Below are 19,957 nucleotides of genomic sequence, written 5' to 3'. Positions count from 1 at the left end.
CTCATGCCTCCAAGTCTTCTTACCCCTCTTTTTAATTCTATTCGAACTCTTTCTGGTATTACACCTAAAGTCTATGGTTTATTGACCAAACTCTTAGATGTTAATCCTACACAACGCGAAGCAACCCTTATTGACCTTCTTCAATTAATGCCCCATTCCGTTATAGACCGCAGAATGCGTCCCAGCATTGCTTGTGCAAAAGAAGGAGATACTGTTACGCTCGAAATTATCATCGATCAACATCAATCACCACCCCGTGGTCACAACCGAATTCCCTATCGAGTTATTGCCCATGATCACACAGGAAAAATAAATTTAGTCTTTTTTCATGCTCAACCTCTTTGGCTAAAAAAACAACTCCCCGAAGGAAAAAAAGTCATTATATCAGGAAAAGTTGAATGGTTTAATGGACAGCTTTCAATGGCGCATCCAGACTATATTGCCCCAAGCGAACAATCAAATCAGATACCTCTCATCGAACCTGTCTATCCCTCTACTGCAGGACTAGCTGCAAAGACACTAAGACGCGCCATACAAAACGCTCTTGATTTTGTTCCTCTCCTCCCAGAATGGATAGATGAAAATGTAAAAAAGCAGCAAAATTTTTCTTCTTTTTCTGTTGCTTTACGCCGTATCCATGCGCCCATTAACCCCGACGATCTATCCTTAGAAAGTACAGCACGCAAACGTCTTGCCTATGATGAATTGCTCGCTTGTCAATTGGCACTAGGACTCGTGCGTTTGAAAACTAAATCTCTTGTTGGCACTTCTCGACCATCAACAGGAATTTATACTAAAAAATTGCTCAATATCCTCCCCTTTCAACTCACAACCGGACAAAAAAAAGCAGTAGAAGATATCGCAAATGATCTTGCTTCACCAGAACCGATGCTAAGACTACTTCAAGGTGATGTAGGCGCAGGAAAAACTGTTGTTGCATTGATGGCAATGGCACAAATTGCTGAAAATTCAGGACAATCAGCTTTAATGGCACCAACCGAAGTGCTTGCCAGGCAACATTTTGCCACCATCGCTCCTCTTGCCGAAAAGGTCGGATTACAAACAACCCTTTTAACAGGACGAGAAAAAGGGAAGTTGAGGACAAATATCGTGAATGATATTCTGTCAGGTCAAGTTTCTATTGTCATCGGAACCCATGCTCTCATACAAAACAGCGTTACTTATAATAATCTCGCTTTAACCATTATCGATGAACAACACCGTTTTGGTGTCCATCAACGTATCGCTCTTACAGAAAAAGGCAATAAAGCTGATATGCTGGTTATGACCGCCACGCCCATTCCGCGCACACTCGTCTTAACAGCTTTTGGTGATATGGATGTCTCTAAAATTACCGAAAAACCAATGGGACGACAACCCATTACAACAGCAACGCTTTCTTTGAAACGTCTTCATGAGCTTATAGAGAGAATCGCAATTGCATTAGAAAAAGGAGAAAAGCTCTATTGGATTTGTCCTTTAGTAGAGGAATCGACAGCTCTTGATCTCACTTCAATTGAAAACCGCTTTGCATTTCTCCATGAGCGCTTTGGAGCACACGTTGGTATGATCCATGGAAAAATGTCTACAGCAGAAAAAGAAGCCGCTATGGCATCTTTTAAATGTGGAAATACACGTATTTTAGTTGCAACCACCGTCATTGAAGTGGGAGTAGATATTCCAGATGCTTCGATCATTATCATCGAACACGCGGAACATTTTGGCCTTTCACAATTGCACCAATTACGTGGACGTGTAGGACGAGGCGATAAAAAATCTTCCTGCATTTTGCTCTATAAAGATCCACTGACTAAAACAGCAGCAACACGCCTTAATATTATCCGCAATACAGAAGATGGTTTTGAAATTGCTGAAGAAGATTGGCGCCTACGAGGCGAAGGAGAACTTTTAGGTACAAAACAATCCGGAGTCCCTGAATTTCATATAGCAAACCTTGCAGTTCATAGCGATCTTTTGTCAATGGCAAGAAAAGATGCTCGTTTATTTTTACAACGCGATCCTCATCTTTCTTCTGAGCAAGGACAAGCTTTACGGTTGCTCCTTTATCTTTTCGGACACAACGATGCTGCACGCCTCTTACGAGCAGGATAACAAAAGACCCTCTAATAAAAAACTTAAATACCTCTCTGTTCAAATATGGTTTTCTCTCTTAGAATTACCCATAAATGATCTACGCAGTCTCTTAGCATCTTTATGCTTCATGAACGAATAACAAATCAACAGCACTATCTTCTCTCTCAATCTGAATCATTCTTGCATTGAAACAGTAGAAGCAATATTGCGTCTTTTTTACCATTATATTCACATAACTGATCTATTTTTTGACAGGTAAGAAAATATTTTTCGTTTTATCGTAAAGGATTTAGAAAGAAAAAACTTTTCTTCAGTATTCTCGTTCAACAGAGAAAAATGAAAAAATAAGTTTCATTATAAATCAATTTCTTACACTTGATTATTCTCCAAAAGATTCAGAAATATACTTTTATTCAACCGTGACTGATTTTGCTAAATTACGGGGTTGATCAACATCTGTTCCTAATAAAACAGCCGTATGATAAGCGATTAACTGAACAGGGAGTGCATAAATAATAGGAGAAATAAATTCTGGAACATCTGGCAAAGTGATCGTTGATAAAGTCTTAAGACAAGCTACTTCTGCTCCTTTTTTATCGGTTATTAAAATAATACGACCATTACGCGCTACCACTTCTTGCATATTAGAAAAAGTTTTTTCAAACCACCGATCATACGGTGCAACAACAATAACGGGTATTGTCTCATCCACCAGAGCAATTGGTCCATGCTTTAATTCACCTGCCGCATAACCTTCAGCATGAATATAAGAAAGCTCTTTCAGTTTAAGGGCTCCCTCCAAAGCAATCGGATAAGAAGTTCCACGTCCTAGATAAAGAACACTTTTTGCATTTACCAAATCACGACAAATACATTCAATTTTGCTCTCTAGTTTTAAGACCTCATTTAAAATACGTGGAACTTCTGCCAACTGTTGAACCAGTTTCTTTTCCATTTGAGCCGAAAGATAGCCACGTTGTTTAGCAGCACTAAGTGCTAGTGAAGCAAGCGTTGCCAATTGACAGGTAAAAGCTTTTGTTGAAGCAACACCTATTTCCGGTCCGGCAAGTGTTGGGAGAATAAAATCAGCCTCCCTTGCCATTGTTGATTGCTCTACATTCACAATTGTTGCTGTTTTTACACCCCGCTCACGACAATAACGCAAAGAAGCCAATGTATCAGCTGTCTCACCAGATTGAGAAACAAACAGCGATAACACATCAGACGTTATAGGAGGTTCACGATAACGAAACTCCGAAGCAACATCATTATCAACACTTAAAGCGGCAAATTTCTCAAACCAATAGCGCGCAACTAAGGTTGAATAATACGCCGTTCCACAACTCGCAAAAAGGAGACGATGAATATTTTTCCAATCAATCAAATTCTCAAGGGGTCGAACGACATAATTTCCAAGATCAAGATAATGTGCCAAATTATGAGAAATCACTTCAGGTTGTTCAAACATTTCCTTGTGCATAAAATGACGATGATTACCCTTAGAAATCAATAAAGCCCCTTCAAGTAATGTCGTCACAGGACGTTTTACCGGTTGGTTATTAGCATCATAAATTGTAACACCCTCCCGTGTGAGAACAGCCCAATCCCCATCTTCCATATAGCTAATATAATCAACGAATGGTGCCAAAGCAATCGCATCTGACCCCACAAAAAATTCATCTTTTCCATAACCAATTGCCAGAGGTGGACCAGAACAAGCCGCAATCATAAGGTTATCTTCACCTTCGAAAATAAGAGCAATAGCAAAAGCCCCCTGCAGCCTTTTCCAACTGGTGCGTATGGCTTCTTGCGGAGAAAGACCATCTTTTAATGCACGCGTTATTAAATGTGCAATAACTTCCGTATCCGTCTCTGTTACAAAGATACAACCATCCTCTATGAGTTCCTTTTGCAGTTCTACAAAGTTTTCAATAATACCATTATGAACAATCGCAAGCTTTTCAGTCACATGGGGATGCGCATTGCGTTCAACAGCAATTCCATGCGTAGCCCAACGGGTATGACCAATCCCTAAATTTCCCTCCAGAGGTGTTTTTTTTAATTTTTCTTCTAAATGAACAAGCTTCCCCTCAGCACGTACACGATAAAGATGCCCATTATGGACCGTTGCCACCCCAGATGAATCATACCCTCTATATTCAAGACGTTTTAACCCCTCAACCAAAGAGGACGAAACACACCTCTTTCCAAGAATTCCAATAATTCCACACATTAAAAAGCTCCAACCCACATCTTAAGATTTAAATCTTATAAAACAATCCAACAGCCTTTATTTAAAACTATAAATAATAAAAATAATTCAAACATGGAGTACGGCAATCTTTAAGAATAAACCTCCCATCCATCATTAGATTAACACGAAACAAAAGAATAAGCTGAAAATAATCATTTTTTCTGTTTATTTTCTAACAAGCGCTCTCGAAATTTTGTCGCATAGCCCTCTTTTATAACCTGTCGTGCACGCCCAAAAGCCATACTGTTCATAGGAATATTTTCAGTAATAACACTTCCTGAAGCAACATAAGAGCCATCCCCTATTATCAATGGGGAAACAAGTGCCGTATTAGACCCAACAAAAGCATGATCACCAATCACGGTTTTATATTTGTTAAATCCATCATAATTGCAAGTAATTGTACCGGCTCCAATATTGGTATATGCACCAATTTCAGCATCACCAATATAACTTAAATGATTGATTTTAGAAGATTCTCCTACCTTAGCTTGTTTGACTTCACAAAAATTTCCAATCTTTACGGACTTCGCCAACTCTGTTCCAGGACGCAAACGTGCATAGGGACCAATCTGTGCATCTCTACCAACCACAGCACCTTCGAGATAACTAAATGCATGAATAACCGCACCAGATTGTACTTTTACGCTTAACCCAAAATAAACATTTGGTTCTATCACCACTCCTGGTTCAATTTCTGTATCATAAGAAAAATAGAGTGTTTCTGGCTTTAAGAGTGTAACACCCGATAACATTAAATCGCGCGCTTTACGTTTTTGCCACAAAGAATCAGCCTCAGAAAGCTCAAGACCATTGTTAATTCCTACAATATCTTCAAAAGGAACTTCAACAACACGCACATCTAATCCTTTGCGTGTTGCAAGAGAAGCAATATCTGTTAAGTAATATTCTTTTTTCACATTGTTATTACCAACTTTCTCTAAAAGAGAAAGTGCATGTTTTCCACGCATAGCGAGTATTCCACCGTTACAAAAAGAAATCTTTTTTTCTTCATCGCTAGCGTCTTTTTCTTCTACAATTGCAATTAATTGACCATTTTTCTCGAGAAGACGCCCATAACCTGTTGGATTTTTGGTATGAAAACCTGCAAAAACAACATCTGCTCCATCAGCAAGCTGTGCACGCATTTGGTGCAATGAATCTTGCTGAATGAGAGGAGTATCCCCAAAAACAATGAGAACATCATCCACTTCCTTTTGCAAAGCTGAACGAGCAGACAAAACAGCATGAGCTGTTCCTAAACGCTCTTTTTGTTCAAAAATCATTACATCTTTTACAAATGACTGAACAACGTGCGTAACCTCCTTAGCACCAAATCCCACAACAACTGCTAATTGTGAAGAGCCTGCCAATTCTATTTGTTTTAGAACATGGCATATAAGAGGCAATCCAGCAATTTTATGAAGTACCTTAGGCAGAGACGATTTCATGCGCGTCCCCTCACCTGCGGCAAGAACAATAGAAAGACAACTTCTAACCATAAAAACACATAAGACTAACGAGAAAATCCAAAAAAATTCATAATATTGTGCCAACGAATATCTTCAATATAACTCAACGAAGGATAATGTTCTAAAAGCCAAAATGAAAGATCCTGCATAGAACCTGTTAAAAACAAAATCCCTGTAAGAATAAGAAAAACACCAATAATTTTTTCAACTTTTCCTAAATGAATACGAAAAGCTCCTAAAAATCGCATAAAACTGCTCGAAAATAAAGCTGCTAACATAAAAGGAATAGCAAGACCTAATGCATAAACCGCTAAGAGAACAGCTCCCTCTCCCACAGTTTCTTTTGTTCCAGCAAGCGTTATAATAGGACCTAAAATAGGGCCAATACACGGTGTCCAACCAAAAGCAAAAGCTAAACCGATAATATACGCGCCTAAAGGACCAGCAGGTGTTTTTTTGGTCTGAAAACGCGCTTCACGAAATAAAAAAGCGATTTTGAAAATCCCCAAAAAATTTAAACCAAAAATAATAATGACAATTCCAGCAGCAAGAGCAAACCAATCACGATAATAACCGATGAATTTCCCAATTGTGCTAGCACTGGCACCTAAAGCAACAAAAACAGTCGTAAACCCAAGAACAAAAGCAATAACAGAAGACAGTAAAGCCCACCGTATAAAGACTTTCTCATCAGGCTTTTCTGAACGAAAATCATCAATACCAACCCCTGCCATATAGCACAAATAAGGAGGAACTAATGGCAAAACGCATGGTGACAAAAAAGAGAGTGCCCCAGCAAAAAACACACCAACTGTTGAAATTTCAATCAAAATTCATACCCCGTCTTTCATCATAGCTTACCCCCATGAACAACAATCAATCCACATCTTCATCAATTTGTTGCATATTTTGTTCATTCGCCACCACACTTATATCTTCATCATGACCAGAAACGACTGAAAAAACTTTCTGATAGATTTTATCTTTATTTTTAGCAATTGCAATATACTCTCCCTCCGCTAACACGAGTGAAACATACGCACCAACTGTTTCATAAACGATATCACCAGAATCATTGGCAAGAGACCAACTTGTATCTGCAAGCGCTTCCCCTCCTTCTTGCCGTACCAGTTTTAAGACAATCTGAGCGGCCTGATGTTCAAGAGTAACTTCTGTTATTTTACCAGCATCCACTTGAATATCCGAACGAGCCGTCGCATTAATGGAACCATAATGGGAAGCAACATGGTAGCGGCCAGCTTTTAAACGCACAACTGATTGGGGTTTAACATTTGATATAATCACTCCCGTATCATCATTTTCTTTTTCATCCTCATAAATGGTAAAACGGAGTTCCTTTTCATTCATTACGCCATTGAGCAGTGTTGCATTTAAAATGACACCACCAGCCTCAAGATTAAAGTTTTTTACAAGACTCTGCCCATTTTCTAAACGAATATGGCGCACAGCACTCATATGACCAAATGAGACATGAACAAGATAACTTCCTGGTTCGAGATCAAAACGTGCACTTCCCCCCTTATAGGTTGCCACTAATGGTAATTTATTATCAATCCCTAGAATAGGGGCATAAACCCGCCAGACAAGCCCTTTTTCAATATCCGGATGACTATTTGTTAATCGAGCATTCAAAATGAGTTGTGTTTGAGATGCTAAATTTTCGTTTTCCTGCTCTTGAGTCTTTACAATAAAACTCCTTGATTGTCCCTGCTGCTGATCTTGCCCTTCTCCTGCTTCAGAAAAAGCACAGTGGCTCCAAGTCAATAAAGCAAGCACCACGCACAACCATATACATCGGTGCACTATTTTTATAAGAATACCCATTTTTGCATTGTTGACCAACATGATCTTTTTTTCAAGAAACAATATCACACAGCCATCATTTTAAATTGAGAAACTTACACCACAACCACATGATGAAACAGCATTGGGATTGTGGATTTGAAAAGACTGCCCCATAAGATCATCAACAAAATCAATCTCAGCTCCTTCCATGAAAGGAAGTGATAGTAAATCAATAAACACAACTGCCCCGTCTTTTTTGAGAACGAGGTCATCTTCACACATTTCAGAAACCAAGTCATATTTATAAGAAAAACCAGAACACCCACCACCTTCAACAGAAATACGTAATGCTATTTTATCGGGTTCACGCAAAAGTATCTGTGCAATTTTTTTAGCAGCAACATCTGAAATTTTCACATTCATTTTATATATCCTTGCATTAAACCATCAAGAAAGAGTATCCCACACTCAAAGATCAGTTTATTTGTCATAAACCACTCTCGATTTTAAGATGATAATGGGCAGCTTGCAATGGATATAGGCAATATCAACTTCAATTACCAATCTCGAGCAGTGTACAGTGCTCATCCACAAACAAGCCGTGGTCGGTTATACCATGAAACGATGAGCACCACACGCTCACCTTTTCAACGAGATAGAGATCGTATTATCCATTCTAATGCATTTCGACGTCTTAAACATAAAACGCAAGTGTTTATTGCTGATGAAAGCGATCATTACCGTACTCGCCTAACCCATTCCATAGAGGTTTCTCAAATTGCAAGAACATTAGCCCGTGCCCTGTGTCTTGATGAAGACCTTGCCGAAGCCATTGCTCTTGTTCACGACTTTGGACACACACCCTTTGGCCATGCTGGAGAAGATGCTCTTAATGAAGCCATGGTACATTATGGCGGCTTTGATCATAATGCACAAGCATTACGCATTGTAACAAAACTAGAACAGCGCTATGCAAATTTTGATGGACTTAACCTTACATGGGAAACCCTCGAAGGACTTGTAAAGCACAATGGTCCCCTTTTAGGTCCCCACGCGAAGAATAAGGAGGTTCCTATCGATATTTTACAATACAATGCAAAGCAAGACCTTGCACTCGATTGTTTTGCAGGACTAGAAGCGCAATGTGCTGCTATTGCAGATGATATCGCATACAATGCGCATGATATTGATGATGGTCTACGTTCGCAATTTTTAACACTCGATCAATTTGAACATGTTTCACTAACAGCAGCAATATTAAAAGATATAACAGATGAGCATCCCCATCTCGACCAAACGCGTCGCGGTTACACACTTGTACGAAGACAAATAACAACCATGGTTGAAGATGTTATCAAACAGTCACAAAAAAATTTAGCACGCATCAAACCAACAAGCATAAACGATATTCACCAAGCAAAACAAACTATTGTCACCTTTTCACCAACAATGACCGTTTATGAAAAAGAACTAAAAAACTTTTTATTTAAAAATCTTTACTATCATGAACAAGTTCTTAGTCGTCGCAATGCAGCAAAATGCATTGTACAAAAATTATTCAATTGTTATTATGAAAATCCAAATACAATGCCTGAAAGTTGGCAGAGCAAAACAGTGCACTTAAAAAATCAAGAGTTAGCACGTTTGATTGCTGACTTTCTTTCAGGCATGACAGATCACTACGCTCTACGTGAATATCACCGTTTATTTGACCATACAGATAATTTCGTTTAATGGCTTTGTCATCATCATGGAAGCTAAATATGAATATCTTTAAAAACTTCGAAAAAAAAATTAAGAGATCAATTGAATTATCTGATCTAAAAGGAAAAAATGGAGAAGATCTAGATTTATCAAAAATCACTGTTGATCCTCCACGTGATTCCTCCCATGGTCATTTATCAACCAATGCTGCTATGGTGCTTGCAAAATCTATTGGAATCAATCCACGTGCACTTGCAGATAAAATCATAGAACTTCTTAAAAATGATCCCTCTATCGAAAATATAGATGTTGCCGGTCCTGGTTTTATAAACATAAAGCTTACAAAATTATTTTGGCAAGATGCTATAAAATCCATGCTTGAATTAGGCACTTCTTATGGTCGTATTCCAATGGGACAAGGAAAACGCATCAATGTTGAATATGTCTCAGCAAATCCGACAGGACCAATGCATGTAGGACACTGCCGCGGAGCGGTTGTTGGGGATGTTCTCTCCAATTTGCTGCAATTTACGGGCTATAACATTACAAAAGAATATTATATCAATGATGCTGGTCAACAAATCGAAGTCCTCGCCCATTCTGTACTATTGCGCTATCGTGAGGCTCTTGGGCAAAAAATTAATGAAATTCCAGAAGGACTCTATCCTGGAGAATACTTGATACCATTGGGTCAATCGCTTGCTCAAGAGTTTGGTGACCAACTCCTCACGATGGATAAAGATGAAGCCTTATCTCTTGTGAAAGAACGTGCAATTCATGCAATGATGTCCATGATTCGCGAAGATTTGGCTGCTCTTAATATTTATCATGATATCTTTTTCTCTGAGCGAATGCTTTATGCTGATAATGCACGCGCCATTCGTAACACCATCAACGACCTCACTTTAAATGGTTATATCTACAAAGGAAAACTCCCCCCTCCCAAGGGACAAAATACAGAAGACTGGGAACCAAGCGAACAAACTTTGTTCCGTTCAACAAATGTCGGTGATGACCAAGACCGTGTTTTAGTCAAATCTGACGGTTCTTACACTTATTTTGCTGCTGATGTTGCTTATTTTCGGGATAAATTTAATCGTCATTTTGATGAAATGATTTATATTCTAGGCGCAGACCATGCTGGCTATGTAAAGCGGCTGGAGGCAATGGCAAAAGCAATTTCTGGAGATAAGGCTAAATTAAGTGTCTTCTTGTGTCAATTGGTAAAACTTTTTCGCAACGGTCATCCTGTACGCATGTCAAAAAGAGCAGGATCTTTTGTCACTCTACGGGATGTTGTCGAAGAGGTTGGGCGTGATCCTGTGCGTTTTATGATGCTATACCGTAAGTGTGAAGCACCTCTTGATTTTGATTTTGCAAAAGTAACAGAACAATCAAAAGATAACCCCATCTTTTACGTACAATATGCAAGTGCACGTTGTCACTCAGTCTTTCGTCAAGCACAAGAAGCGCTTCATATTAAAAGCTTTTCAAATGATACATTGATTGCCCATCTTCATCGATTAACAGATGACCATGAAATATTGTTAATACGCAAACTTTCTGAATATCCACGTATCATTGAACAGGCCGTAGTTCATAAGGAACCGCATCGATTAGCGTTTTATCTTTATGACCTTGCCTCCAGCTTTCACACACACTGGAATAAAGGGAGTGAAAATCTCAATTTACGCTTTATTCAACCTGATGATAAAGAGTTATCCTTTGCAAGATTAGGATTGGTACAAGCTGTTATCAATATTTTATCATCAGGGCTTACCATCATAGGAGTCGAAGCACCCATAGAAATGCGTTGAAAAAGTTCTATAAATACATACAATAGGTACTCTATTGATAAACTTTTTCATGTATCATTGCATGAGAGGGGGAAAATTTATAATTTTAATATAACAAATCAAAATCAACCATTGATTGCACGTAAGTGCAAACCACCATGTGAGAAAAGCTATGAGCGATAACGATCGCAAAAATCTACACGAAACAAAACACGATCATGAACACCATGATCCTTTAGAAAGGCTTACGCGCATTTTTAATCCGCACAAACAAAGCGGAAACCAAAATGAGCAATCTTCTTTAAAAACAGATCGATCAACATCTCACCCCGAAATATCATCTCATGATGATGATTTTGATTTGTCCTTTCTAGAAGAGGAACTTGAAAATAATTTAGCACATGACTTACCGTTTGATGATCAAAAAAAACAATGGGACTTGTATGCAACCAGCAACGCAACAGCCTCAAATATTGCACAAGCTGCTTCTTTCAACCATTCAAAACAAAATAATTTATCTGAAGAGAAATATTCTTCACCTAGCAGTCATGATGAAGAACAAATTTTAGATGAGCTTTCTCCATTACCAATCCCAAAGAATCAATCACATCAACAGAAAACAACAGCAACCAGTGCTGATCCTTTTCTTGAAAAAAGTAATCTTATGTCACAATCAGAATCAGAAAATTTCTTTTTTGATAAATCTGAAAGGCGTGAAAATAAGAGAGAGATGCCAGAAGATGTTGAACAAACCAATCGTTTTTCACAAATAAATTCACAACAACCTGAGACTACGAATATACAAAAAACTTATGATGACAATCCAAACCTCTATGACACTCCTATAAACCATCCCTATAAAATTTCAGCTGATCAAGAAAATTGGATTAAAAAAGATTATCCTGATGCCTCCTCTTCTACAGAGGAAAATGAGTTTTTCTCATCTTCTAATCTTGTGTCAGAAAGACAAAACACTGCAAGAAATCAAACAACAAGTACCTTCTCCTCACCTTTAGATTCTCCACCAGTTGATAGACAATCTTATTTAAAGGGGGCTTCACAAGAAGATCATACAACCAATTATCCCCATTTTTTTGAAGCCCCCCCCTCACAACAAGAAACTTATAGCGAAAAAGTTCCGATATATGATGAGGCTCGAGCCCAATACATCAATAATGCCGAAGGTGCCTCTAACCCAAATAGAGAAATTTCATATAATGAAAATAATTTAGATGAGTTTCTTTCCTCATCACCCTCTTTAAATACAAAACAAACGGAGGGCTTTTTTGCCCATAACTATACGCACAGAGATACTCCCCCTCCCAATGTTGATACTTATAAATTTTCAGAGGAAATCGTAGAAAAAACTGGTCCTATTATGGTTCCAGAAGTCCCGTATGAAGCGCCAGAATATGATGTGCCAACTAATGGTGGTTTAGAAGAAGAATTTGCTGATGTACTCAATGTAGGAAATGTTCCAACAGATAATTTTTCTCAAAAACAACAGAAGAATGAAGTTTTTAGTGAAGTTTTTCATCAGTCTATGCAAAATTCAAAAGAAGGTGTTTATATAAACTCTAAAGAACAAAATTCCGACTATTCTTCTTCTGCCAATATGGAATATAATTTCCCCTCTTTTAGCGAGAATTCATCATACACAAGCTCAGATGAGGTTCCCACGCATCCATCAGCTCCTCCTCCCTTAAAAAGTTTTATTTTTGGTAAAACTTTCATTAAAGGTTTTTTTATACTTATTTTAATAGGAATTGGATTTGCAGGTTATTCTCACTTTTTTATGCCATCACAAAAAAATGAAGAAACGGTCATTATCCACGCTGATAATACGCCTTTTAAATTCAAACCAGAAACAACTGAAACGAAAAATGATGTTGCACATAATTTAGATATCTATAAACAAACAACTGAACAAAATGAGAAACAAGAAAATACACAACAATTTCTTATTGATAACTCTGAACAACCTGAAAATTTAAAAGAATTAAACCCTGAAGAATCTTCAAACGTTTCCTCATCGTCTTTAAATGAATCTGATGTTGAAGATGCAGTCACAGAAGCCATAAACCATACTATTCCAATGCGAGAAGTACAAACTGTTATTGTCAATCAAGATGGTACAGTTACACTAGCCCCCGCGCATCAAACAAACAGCAAAACTGCTGCTCAATCTGAAGAAAGCATTGATCAAGCTTCTAATGAACTTCAAGATTCGTCCCTTGTTTCGTCGCATGATTCTGATATAAACGACCAAGAAAGAGATCATGATCTCAAAAATAATATTGATAAAATAATTGCAGAAAATAATTCTAGCTCAAATATTGAAGAAAAATTTATCCCTATTCCTTCTCATGCAGAAAGAAATACACAAGTTGAAACACCAGCCGCGTCTCGCTCCACATCACCAAACAGAGTCGCAGCACAAAATTCAGAAAGTTATTACGTACAACTTGCATCTCAACCAACGCATGAGCTCGCTAGAAATTCTTTAAAAAATATGAAATCTAAATTTGGATTCCTTATTGGCGCCCGTTCTTTAAATATTCAATCCGCTTTTATACCAGGAAAAGGTACTTATTACCGTGTTCGGATTCAAGCGCAAGACCGTAATGAAGCCATAATCCTTTGTGAATCCATTAAAAGTTCTGGTGGAAGCTGCTTCATCACACGCTAAACCAAACATGCAACGGTTGTTAAAACCGTTGCATGATTTATTTTCATACCATTTAATTACTTATCAAAAACTTCAGAAATTAAAATCGTTCCAATCTTTTTATGTCTTTGTGCTGACTTTATTCCTTAATCTACGTCGATTTTCGCCCTATCTAAAAGATTATATTTATGAAAAAATCACTCCGTACCCTTATAGGTATAAGGTACAGGAGGAAGCGAATTTAAATCTTTTTTGGGCGTTGTTACACTTTGGCTTGTTTCTGGAGTATTATAACGCGAACTATGTTCAGGAGATTTTGCAAAAAAAGATCCTAAAAAACCAAAAATAAACCAGATAATAACCATCGCAAGAAGAATAGCAAAAATACCCTTAGCGATTGAAACACGTTGTTCACGACCTTTTCTTTCTGCGGCCATACGTTCTTCATATGTGTGATAATTTTTATCAATCATAGTGGATTCCTTTTCTCAATTCCCTTACCTTTAAATTTCTAGAAAATATGCATATATGAAATTATTCAGATACTTATTATGAGAAAACGATAATTATAGACAAAAGTTCCAGCTTACTTCATAAAGTTGAGAAAAAGAGGCGAGGATAGAATTAAAATATCTACCCTACCCTAGCCTTTGAATTCTATAATAAACCCCTTTTTATTCTATAATAAAACATTGACACAAAGGTTTTGTTAATAATAGAGTTATAATCAAAATATTTCATTATTTTTATTAATAAAAATGAAACATACTCAAAAGGTTTTTTATGAAATCTCCCATATCATCGCTTCCCTTTAAAATAGAAAAGCACCCATCTCCTCTGTCAGAAGAAAAATATGAAGAAATTTTAAAAAGTCCCAGTTTTGGTCAATTTTTTACAGACCACATGTGTACTATTCAATGGACTGAAGACAAAGGCTGGCACAATGCTATCATCTCTCAATACAAAGCTTTAGAAATTAACCCTGCAAGTACCGTTTTACATTACGGACAGGAAATTTTTGAGGGTTTAAAAGCATATCGTGCAAAAGATGGGCGCATCTTGCTCTTCCGTCCTGATGCCAATGCACAACGCTTTATAGAATCAGCGAGGCGTTTAGCTATGCCAGAATTGCCAAAAGATATTTTTCTGGATGCCGTTCATCAATTAGTAAAGATTGATCAAAAATGGGTTTCTGATCAGCCCAACGCTAGCCTCTATATCCGTCCATTTATGTTTGGCAATGAAAACTTTTTGGGAGTCCGCCCTTCTCAAGAATATCTTTTTTGTATCATAGCCTCTCCAGTTGAATCCTATTTCAAAGGAGAAGAAAAATCTGTCAGCGTCTGGATTGAAACAGATTATAGTCGTGCCGGTCCAAGAGGAACAGGGGCTGCCAAATGTGGTGGAAACTATGCAGCAAGCTTACTTGCACAAAAAAGTGCAACTGAAAACAATTGTAGCCAAGTACTCTTTCTTGATATGATTGAACATAAATGGATTGAAGAACTTGGTGGTATGAATGTCTGCTTTATTATGGACAATAATACACTTGTAACCCCCCCACTTAATGGAACTATCCTTCCAGGAATAACACGTCATTCACTCTTAGAGTTGGCAAAACAAATGGGATTAAAAATAGAAGAGCGTCCTTATTCTTTTGCAGCGCTTCAAGAAGATGCAAAGAGTGGACACCTTAAAGAATCCTTTGCTTGTGGTACAGCTGCCGTTGTCACATCAATTGGTCGTTTTAGATATAAAGGAGGAGAATTTATTATTGGAAATGAAACAGTTGGAGAAGTCACAAAGCAGCTTCGTACACAATTGGTTGGCATTCAAAAAGGGAACATAGAAGATAAAAATGGCTGGGTGCATTCTGTGCAACTCTCATAATATTAAGGGTATTCCCATATCTATAAACGCTTCCATGAAAGTAGCTTCATGGGAGCGTATTTCCTAAAAAAACTCCTTTTATTTTTAGTGACAAAAAAAGAAAACATTAATCAAATTTTGAATGATCTCTATGCTGTGCTTTAATATTACGAACTGTACCCGTATGGGCGCGCATTACGAGAGTTTCCGTTTGAATGTAGTGAGGTGTAAATTTAACACCAGAAAGCATATTACCATCTGTCACCCCTGTTGCTGAAAACAAAACATCACCCTTTGCCATTTCTTCCATTGTATAAACCTTATTGGGATCACTAATCCCCATTTTAGCTGCACGAGCAATTTTCTCTTCTGTATCAAGCAGCAAACGACCTTGCATCTGTCCTCCAATGCAGCGCAAAGCAGCAGAAGCTAAAACACCTTCAGGTGCTCCACCAATCCCCATATAGATATCAATACCTGTTTCTTCTGGATCAGTTGTATCAATAACAGCAGCCACATCTCCATCCCCAATCAAGCGAATCGACGCCCCTGTCGCTCGTACTTCATCAACCAATTTTTCATGACGAGGTCTATCCATAATACAAACAACAATCTGATTAACAGCCACTCCTTTAGCCTTCGCAAGAGCATGTATATTATCGGTAGGAGAAGCATCTATATCGACTATTCCCTTTGGATAACCAGGACCAATAGCAATTTTGTTCATATAAACATCAGGAGCGTAAAGGAGATTACCCTTTTCAGCAATTGCAACTACTGCCAAAGAATTAGCAATATTTTTAGCACAAAGTGTTGTACCCTCTAGTGGATCAAGTGCAATATCGATCGCCAATCCACTTTGAAGACCCACTTTTTCTCCAATATAAAGCATAGGCGCTTCATCCCGCTCACCTTCACCAATCACCACTGTACCATCAATAGGCAATCGATTAAGTTCTTGCCGCATTGCATCTACAGCAGCCTGATCCGCTGCCTTTTCATCGCCACGTCCGCGCCAGCGTGCAGCAGCAACAGCAGCACGTTCAGTAACACGTACCAATTCAAGCGTCAAAATACGATCAAGTCCATTTAAAATCTTCTGAGTTGTGGGCATATGAAAAAATCCTACCGAATGAATACCAGAAAAATATGAGTCCTTATTAAATACTAAGAATAAAGTTTTTTGGCAAAGATGAAAATTTTTCACAAGAGATAAAAGAACTCAAGCGTGCGTTTTTATTATCAAGAAAGTTATCAATTCTTTGCCATAGGTTCAATACGAATAAATTGAGATTTTGCAACAAGATGTCCATCTTTTTCAATTTCTGCAAGTGCCTGTCGTACATTCACCTCTGTTGTTTCATGCGTAATTAAAATAATTGTTTTTTCAATTTGATCTTCTACAAAAGATCTTTGAACAATCGACTCCAATGAGATGTGATTATCAGCCATATGCCTTGCGACCGCGGCAAAAACACCAGTACGATCATGAACATTTAAACGAATAAAATAACCACCTGCATGATGCGAAATACGTGCTTTTTTATGAGGAGCAAGTTCTAATGCTGGACGTCTTAAAACAGGTGCATACTGAAAACCAGAACGCGCTTTTGCTATATCAGCCAAATCACCAATAACGGCTGATGCTGTTGCCTTTCCTCCAGCGCCAGGACCAGAAAACAGTAATTCACCTAATAAATCACTTTGAATAGAAAGAGCATTGGTTACACCATTTATCTGTGCAATCATTGAGGATGCTGGTACCATTGTTGGATGAACGCGTTGCTCTATTCCAGAATCCGTTTTTAATGCAACCCCTAAAAGCTTAATCCGATACCCCAATTCATCAGCTGCTCGAATATCAATTTGCGAAATATTATGAATTCCTTCAACATAAACATCATCTAACGAAATAGCTGTTCCAAATGCCAAGCTTGTCAACAAAGCTAATTTATGAGCAGTATCATTTCCCTCAATATCAAAAGTTGGATCTGCTTCAGCATACCCAAGTCTCTGTGCATCTGCTAAACAATCTTTAAATGAAAGACCTTCCGTAAACATGCGTGTTAATATATAATTACAGGTTCCATTGAGAATACCATAAATTCGCGATATGCGATTACTAACAAGTGATTCTCTCATCGCTTTGATGACAGGAATCCCCCCTGCAACAGCTGCTTCAAAATGAAGAAAAACACCTTTTTTTTCTGCAATTATAGCCAGCTCTACTCCATGTCGAGCAAGAAGAGCTTTATTGGCTGTTACAACATGATGTCCCGCCTCAAGCGCTCTCTTAACAGCGGTATACACCACATCCAATTCACCACCAATTAACTCTACAAAAACATCAATCTCATCAGAAGCAGCCAACTCCACAGGTGAATCAAACCATTTTATATCACTGAGATCAAGTCCACGATTGCGGCCTTTATCGCGCGCACTAACAGCAACAACTTTGATGAATCGCCCACATTGACAAGCTAAACTATTCGCTTTTTCACATAGAGCTCGAACAACTGAAGTACCAACCGTACCAAGTCCCGCAACACCAACTTTTAAAGCTTCTGCCATTATTAACCACTGATCCCTATCTTCATTGAAAAATCGTTTAAATGATGTGCCAATCAACACAAAGAATATTTACATCCATAAGAACAAAAGAAATACCCCGCTCTATTCACTTCATTTTTTCCAATAGAATTATCCCCGCTTGTTCAATCAACATTCCTAAAAATATAATATTTATTGTCTTCAAAGATTTCAGAATCTTTATAAAATATTTAATTCAGAATGAAAATCTGTAAAACTGATAAATGCAAGTTTCCATAAAGAAAAGTTCTAAAAAATAATCAATAACAAGTTAAAGAATATTGAAGACTTAGTAAGAAAGAATAAAACATCTCTTCTAAATCAACAAGTATGGAACAAAAAACATTCTTTTATATGATAAATTAAGAGAATGGATAAAATAAAGTAGATCAGTACATAATAACACATTTCTTCCTACCATTCCATAGCTTTAAATATAAATCTTTAATGCAAAATCTTAACGCACTCATATATCAAAATAGAACCTTACATTAAAGTAAAAAACAAAACTTAATATGCGCACACCATAATTCTGAAATATTATAAATATAGAGAATAAAGTTTCAAAATTTGAATATTTTATCTCAACTTATTGCCACCTCTTTAAAAAACTAGCGAATTGAAATGAAAAAAAACTCAATCTACCCTTTATCCACGCTAATTCATTTTCAAATCAAGAACCTTCTCAATATATAAAAGAGCAAATGAAGGGTTTTTAATCTTAAATTTCTTACAGACATGTAAAAGTAAATATAAAAAATATTTTTAATATATTCTATAAAAATTGATTTAATATTTTCATTTTTATTATACAGATATCTATTTATATTTTGTTAAATTGTAAGTAATCTATGGATTATTCATAAAAAAACTTTTGTATGATTGGTATTATTTGTTTATTTGGTAATAAATATTGTATTTCTACTTTATAAATTATACAGTTTTTGCTTTATGATAAGCTCAAATGAGAAATCTTCCGTATAAAGGCTCTTTCAAGCAAGTTAAATAATATTCTCATGTGACAACAAAGATAACAAACGATAAAATATGTAAAAAATAAATACATTTAAAATGCTGTTTTGATCATTTTTGCCTACTTTTCAAACTGAAAATAAATGCAAATATCATTTGCTGAGATGATACCCACATCAAAACTTTCTATCAATGATGATAACTTTACATTTTTTCTACAAAAAATCTTAGAAAATAAGATGATTCAAACAAGAGTTTCTCAAAAATTATTCAATAAAACACACTTTTTTCAAAAAAAATGACACAGAGGGCTTGCGAAGTAAAAAGATCCTCTCTATAAGCCTCATCATTGGTTTGCGCCCATCGTCTAGCGGTTAGGACATCGCCCTTTCACGGCGGAAACAGGGGTTCGATTCCCCTTGGGCGTACCATGTTTCTTTTTACTGTACACAGTCTATTGATTTTATATATCTTTTTTAAAGTACGGGATATGTGGATAAAAGTTAGGGAATAGGATTTTCTAACATTTGTCTACAACAGTAGCATTTTCTTTTCTTTGCGCTTCGCTAATCATCTCTAATAATGTTTTGAATGCTTCTAAATCCTCTTGTGAAAAATCTTTTAAAGTTCTAAAAAACATGCCAACAGTTTTACGCCTCAACGGATCAGAAGTCTTGATTGTAAAACTTTTGCGACAAGCATCCGATTCTCTTCTCAAAATTTCTGCTACCTC

General features: G+C 37.1%; 13 protein-coding genes, 1 tRNA gene and 1 pseudogene. 6 read left to right on the top strand and 9 right to left on the bottom strand.

The features are described from left to right. Positions 1 to 3: 3 nt before the first annotated feature. Complete coding sequence (recG, locus tag ACFIJZ_RS05450; protein ID WP_375631251.1) at positions 4 to 2,112, top strand: ATP-dependent DNA helicase RecG; 2,109 nt, start codon at positions 4 to 6, stop codon at positions 2,110 to 2,112. Between the two features lie 391 nt (positions 2,113 to 2,503). Here the strand turns inward: recG and glmS are convergent, their stop codons facing one another. The 5 genes from glmS to ACFIJZ_RS05425 all read right to left on the bottom strand — a co-directional run bounded on the left by glmS (position 2,504) and on the right by ACFIJZ_RS05425 (position 8,049). After that, entirely contained in the window at positions 2,504 to 4,327 is a 1,824-nt protein-coding gene (gene glmS, locus ACFIJZ_RS05445; RefSeq protein ID WP_375631250.1) for a glutamine--fructose-6-phosphate transaminase (isomerizing), read from the bottom strand. A gap of 173 nt (positions 4,328 to 4,500) precedes the next feature. Continuing rightward, on the bottom strand, positions 4,501 to 5,850 hold the full coding sequence (gene glmU / locus ACFIJZ_RS05440) for a bifunctional UDP-N-acetylglucosamine diphosphorylase/glucosamine-1-phosphate N-acetyltransferase GlmU (protein WP_375631249.1): 1,350 nt from the start codon (positions 5,848 to 5,850) through the stop codon (positions 4,501 to 4,503). A gap of 14 nt (positions 5,851 to 5,864) precedes the next feature. After that, a complete protein-coding gene (locus ACFIJZ_RS05435; protein ID WP_375631278.1) occupies positions 5,865 to 6,653 on the bottom strand; it encodes a cytochrome c biogenesis CcdA family protein in 789 nt (262 codons plus the stop codon). A 43-nt stretch (positions 6,654 to 6,696) separates the two neighbouring features. After that, positions 6,697 to 7,686 carry a carboxypeptidase regulatory-like domain-containing protein gene (locus ACFIJZ_RS05430; RefSeq protein ID WP_375631277.1) on the bottom strand — a complete coding sequence of 330 codons (990 nt, stop codon included), beginning with the start codon at positions 7,684 to 7,686 and terminating at the stop codon, positions 6,697 to 6,699. A gap of 39 nt (positions 7,687 to 7,725) precedes the next feature. Then, a complete protein-coding gene (locus ACFIJZ_RS05425; RefSeq protein WP_273791197.1) occupies positions 7,726 to 8,049 on the bottom strand; it encodes an iron-sulfur cluster assembly accessory protein in 324 nt (107 codons plus the stop codon). 108 nt (positions 8,050 to 8,157) lie between these two features. On the opposite strand from ACFIJZ_RS05425, the gene ACFIJZ_RS05420 reads away from it, so the two are divergent. From ACFIJZ_RS05420 to ACFIJZ_RS05410, 3 genes are all read left to right on the top strand, one after another. After that, complete coding sequence (locus ACFIJZ_RS05420) at positions 8,158 to 9,360, top strand: deoxyguanosinetriphosphate triphosphohydrolase (protein WP_273791198.1); 1,203 nt, start codon at positions 8,158 to 8,160, stop codon at positions 9,358 to 9,360. Between the two features lie 29 nt (positions 9,361 to 9,389). Continuing rightward, on the top strand, positions 9,390 to 11,147 hold the full coding sequence (gene argS, locus ACFIJZ_RS05415) for an arginine--tRNA ligase (protein ID WP_375631248.1): 1,758 nt from the start codon (positions 9,390 to 9,392) through the stop codon (positions 11,145 to 11,147). A gap of 151 nt (positions 11,148 to 11,298) precedes the next feature. Beyond that, positions 11,299 to 13,815 (top strand): SPOR domain-containing protein, encoded by a 2,517-nt coding sequence (locus ACFIJZ_RS05410; RefSeq protein WP_375631247.1) that lies wholly within the window; start codon positions 11,299 to 11,301, stop codon positions 13,813 to 13,815. A gap of 176 nt (positions 13,816 to 13,991) precedes the next feature. Here the strand turns inward: ACFIJZ_RS05410 and ACFIJZ_RS05405 are convergent, their stop codons facing one another. Beyond that, the gene (locus ACFIJZ_RS05405) at positions 13,992 to 14,267 is read right to left on the bottom strand and encodes a hypothetical protein (RefSeq protein ID WP_273791201.1); all 276 of its coding nucleotides are present in this window, start codon (positions 14,265 to 14,267) and stop codon (positions 13,992 to 13,994) included. A 310-nt stretch (positions 14,268 to 14,577) separates the two neighbouring features. Between ACFIJZ_RS05405 and ACFIJZ_RS05400 the strand changes: the two genes are divergently transcribed. Then, the gene (locus tag ACFIJZ_RS05400; protein WP_375631246.1) at positions 14,578 to 15,684 is read left to right on the top strand and encodes a branched-chain amino acid aminotransferase; all 1,107 of its coding nucleotides are present in this window, start codon (positions 14,578 to 14,580) and stop codon (positions 15,682 to 15,684) included. A gap of 106 nt (positions 15,685 to 15,790) precedes the next feature. Here the strand turns inward: ACFIJZ_RS05400 and glpX are convergent, their stop codons facing one another. Both glpX and ACFIJZ_RS05390 read right to left on the bottom strand, forming a co-directional pair. Then, positions 15,791 to 16,777 (bottom strand): class II fructose-bisphosphatase, encoded by a 987-nt coding sequence (gene glpX, locus ACFIJZ_RS05395; protein ID WP_273791203.1) that lies wholly within the window; start codon positions 16,775 to 16,777, stop codon positions 15,791 to 15,793. A gap of 140 nt (positions 16,778 to 16,917) precedes the next feature. Continuing rightward, complete coding sequence (locus tag ACFIJZ_RS05390; RefSeq protein ID WP_273791204.1) at positions 16,918 to 18,234, bottom strand: homoserine dehydrogenase; 1,317 nt, start codon at positions 18,232 to 18,234, stop codon at positions 16,918 to 16,920. A gap of 1,346 nt (positions 18,235 to 19,580) precedes the next feature. Between ACFIJZ_RS05390 and ACFIJZ_RS05385 the strand changes: the two genes are divergently transcribed. After that, a tRNA-Glu gene (locus ACFIJZ_RS05385) sits at positions 19,581 to 19,655 on the top strand. 89 nt (positions 19,656 to 19,744) lie between these two features. Here the strand turns inward: ACFIJZ_RS05385 and ACFIJZ_RS05380 are convergent. Beyond that, a pseudogene (locus ACFIJZ_RS05380) lies at positions 19,745 to 19,957 on the bottom strand (XRE family transcriptional regulator); the annotation flags it as partial.

Origin of the sequence: Bartonella sp. CL70QHWL, from assembly GCF_042194855.1 — a bacterium.
GTDB lineage: Bacteria > Pseudomonadota > Alphaproteobacteria > Rhizobiales > Rhizobiaceae > Bartonella.
This window is presented reverse-complemented; position numbering and strand designations above follow the sequence as displayed.

Bases quoted from the DNA above. Each gene is read 5' to 3' on its own strand.
- ACFIJZ_RS05405 (WP_273791201.1), bottom strand. From the start codon at position 14,267: ATGATTGATAAAAATTATCACACATATGAAGAACGTATGGCCGCAGAA.
- argS (WP_375631248.1), top strand. From the start codon at position 9,390: ATGAATATCTTTAAAAACTTCGAAAAAAAAATTAAGAGATCAATTGAA.
- ACFIJZ_RS05410 (WP_375631247.1), top strand. From the start codon at position 11,299: ATGAGCGATAACGATCGCAAAAATCTACACGAAACAAAACACGATCAT.
- ACFIJZ_RS05400 (WP_375631246.1), top strand. From the start codon at position 14,578: ATGAAATCTCCCATATCATCGCTTCCCTTTAAAATAGAAAAGCACCCA.
- ACFIJZ_RS05390 (WP_273791204.1), bottom strand. From the start codon at position 18,234: ATGGCAGAAGCTTTAAAAGTTGGTGTTGCGGGACTTGGTACGGTTGGT.
- glmU (WP_375631249.1), bottom strand. From the start codon at position 5,850: ATGGTTAGAAGTTGTCTTTCTATTGTTCTTGCCGCAGGTGAGGGGACG.
- ACFIJZ_RS05430 (WP_375631277.1), bottom strand. From the start codon at position 7,686: ATGTTGGTCAACAATGCAAAAATGGGTATTCTTATAAAAATAGTGCAC.
- recG (WP_375631251.1), top strand. From the start codon at position 4: ATGCCTCCAAGTCTTCTTACCCCTCTTTTTAATTCTATTCGAACTCTT.
- glpX (WP_273791203.1), bottom strand. From the start codon at position 16,777: ATGCCCACAACTCAGAAGATTTTAAATGGACTTGATCGTATTTTGACG.
- ACFIJZ_RS05420 (WP_273791198.1), top strand. From the start codon at position 8,158: ATGGATATAGGCAATATCAACTTCAATTACCAATCTCGAGCAGTGTAC.
- glmS (WP_375631250.1), bottom strand. From the start codon at position 4,327: ATGTGTGGAATTATTGGAATTCTTGGAAAGAGGTGTGTTTCGTCCTCT.
- ACFIJZ_RS05425 (WP_273791197.1), bottom strand. From the start codon at position 8,049: ATGAATGTGAAAATTTCAGATGTTGCTGCTAAAAAAATTGCACAGATA.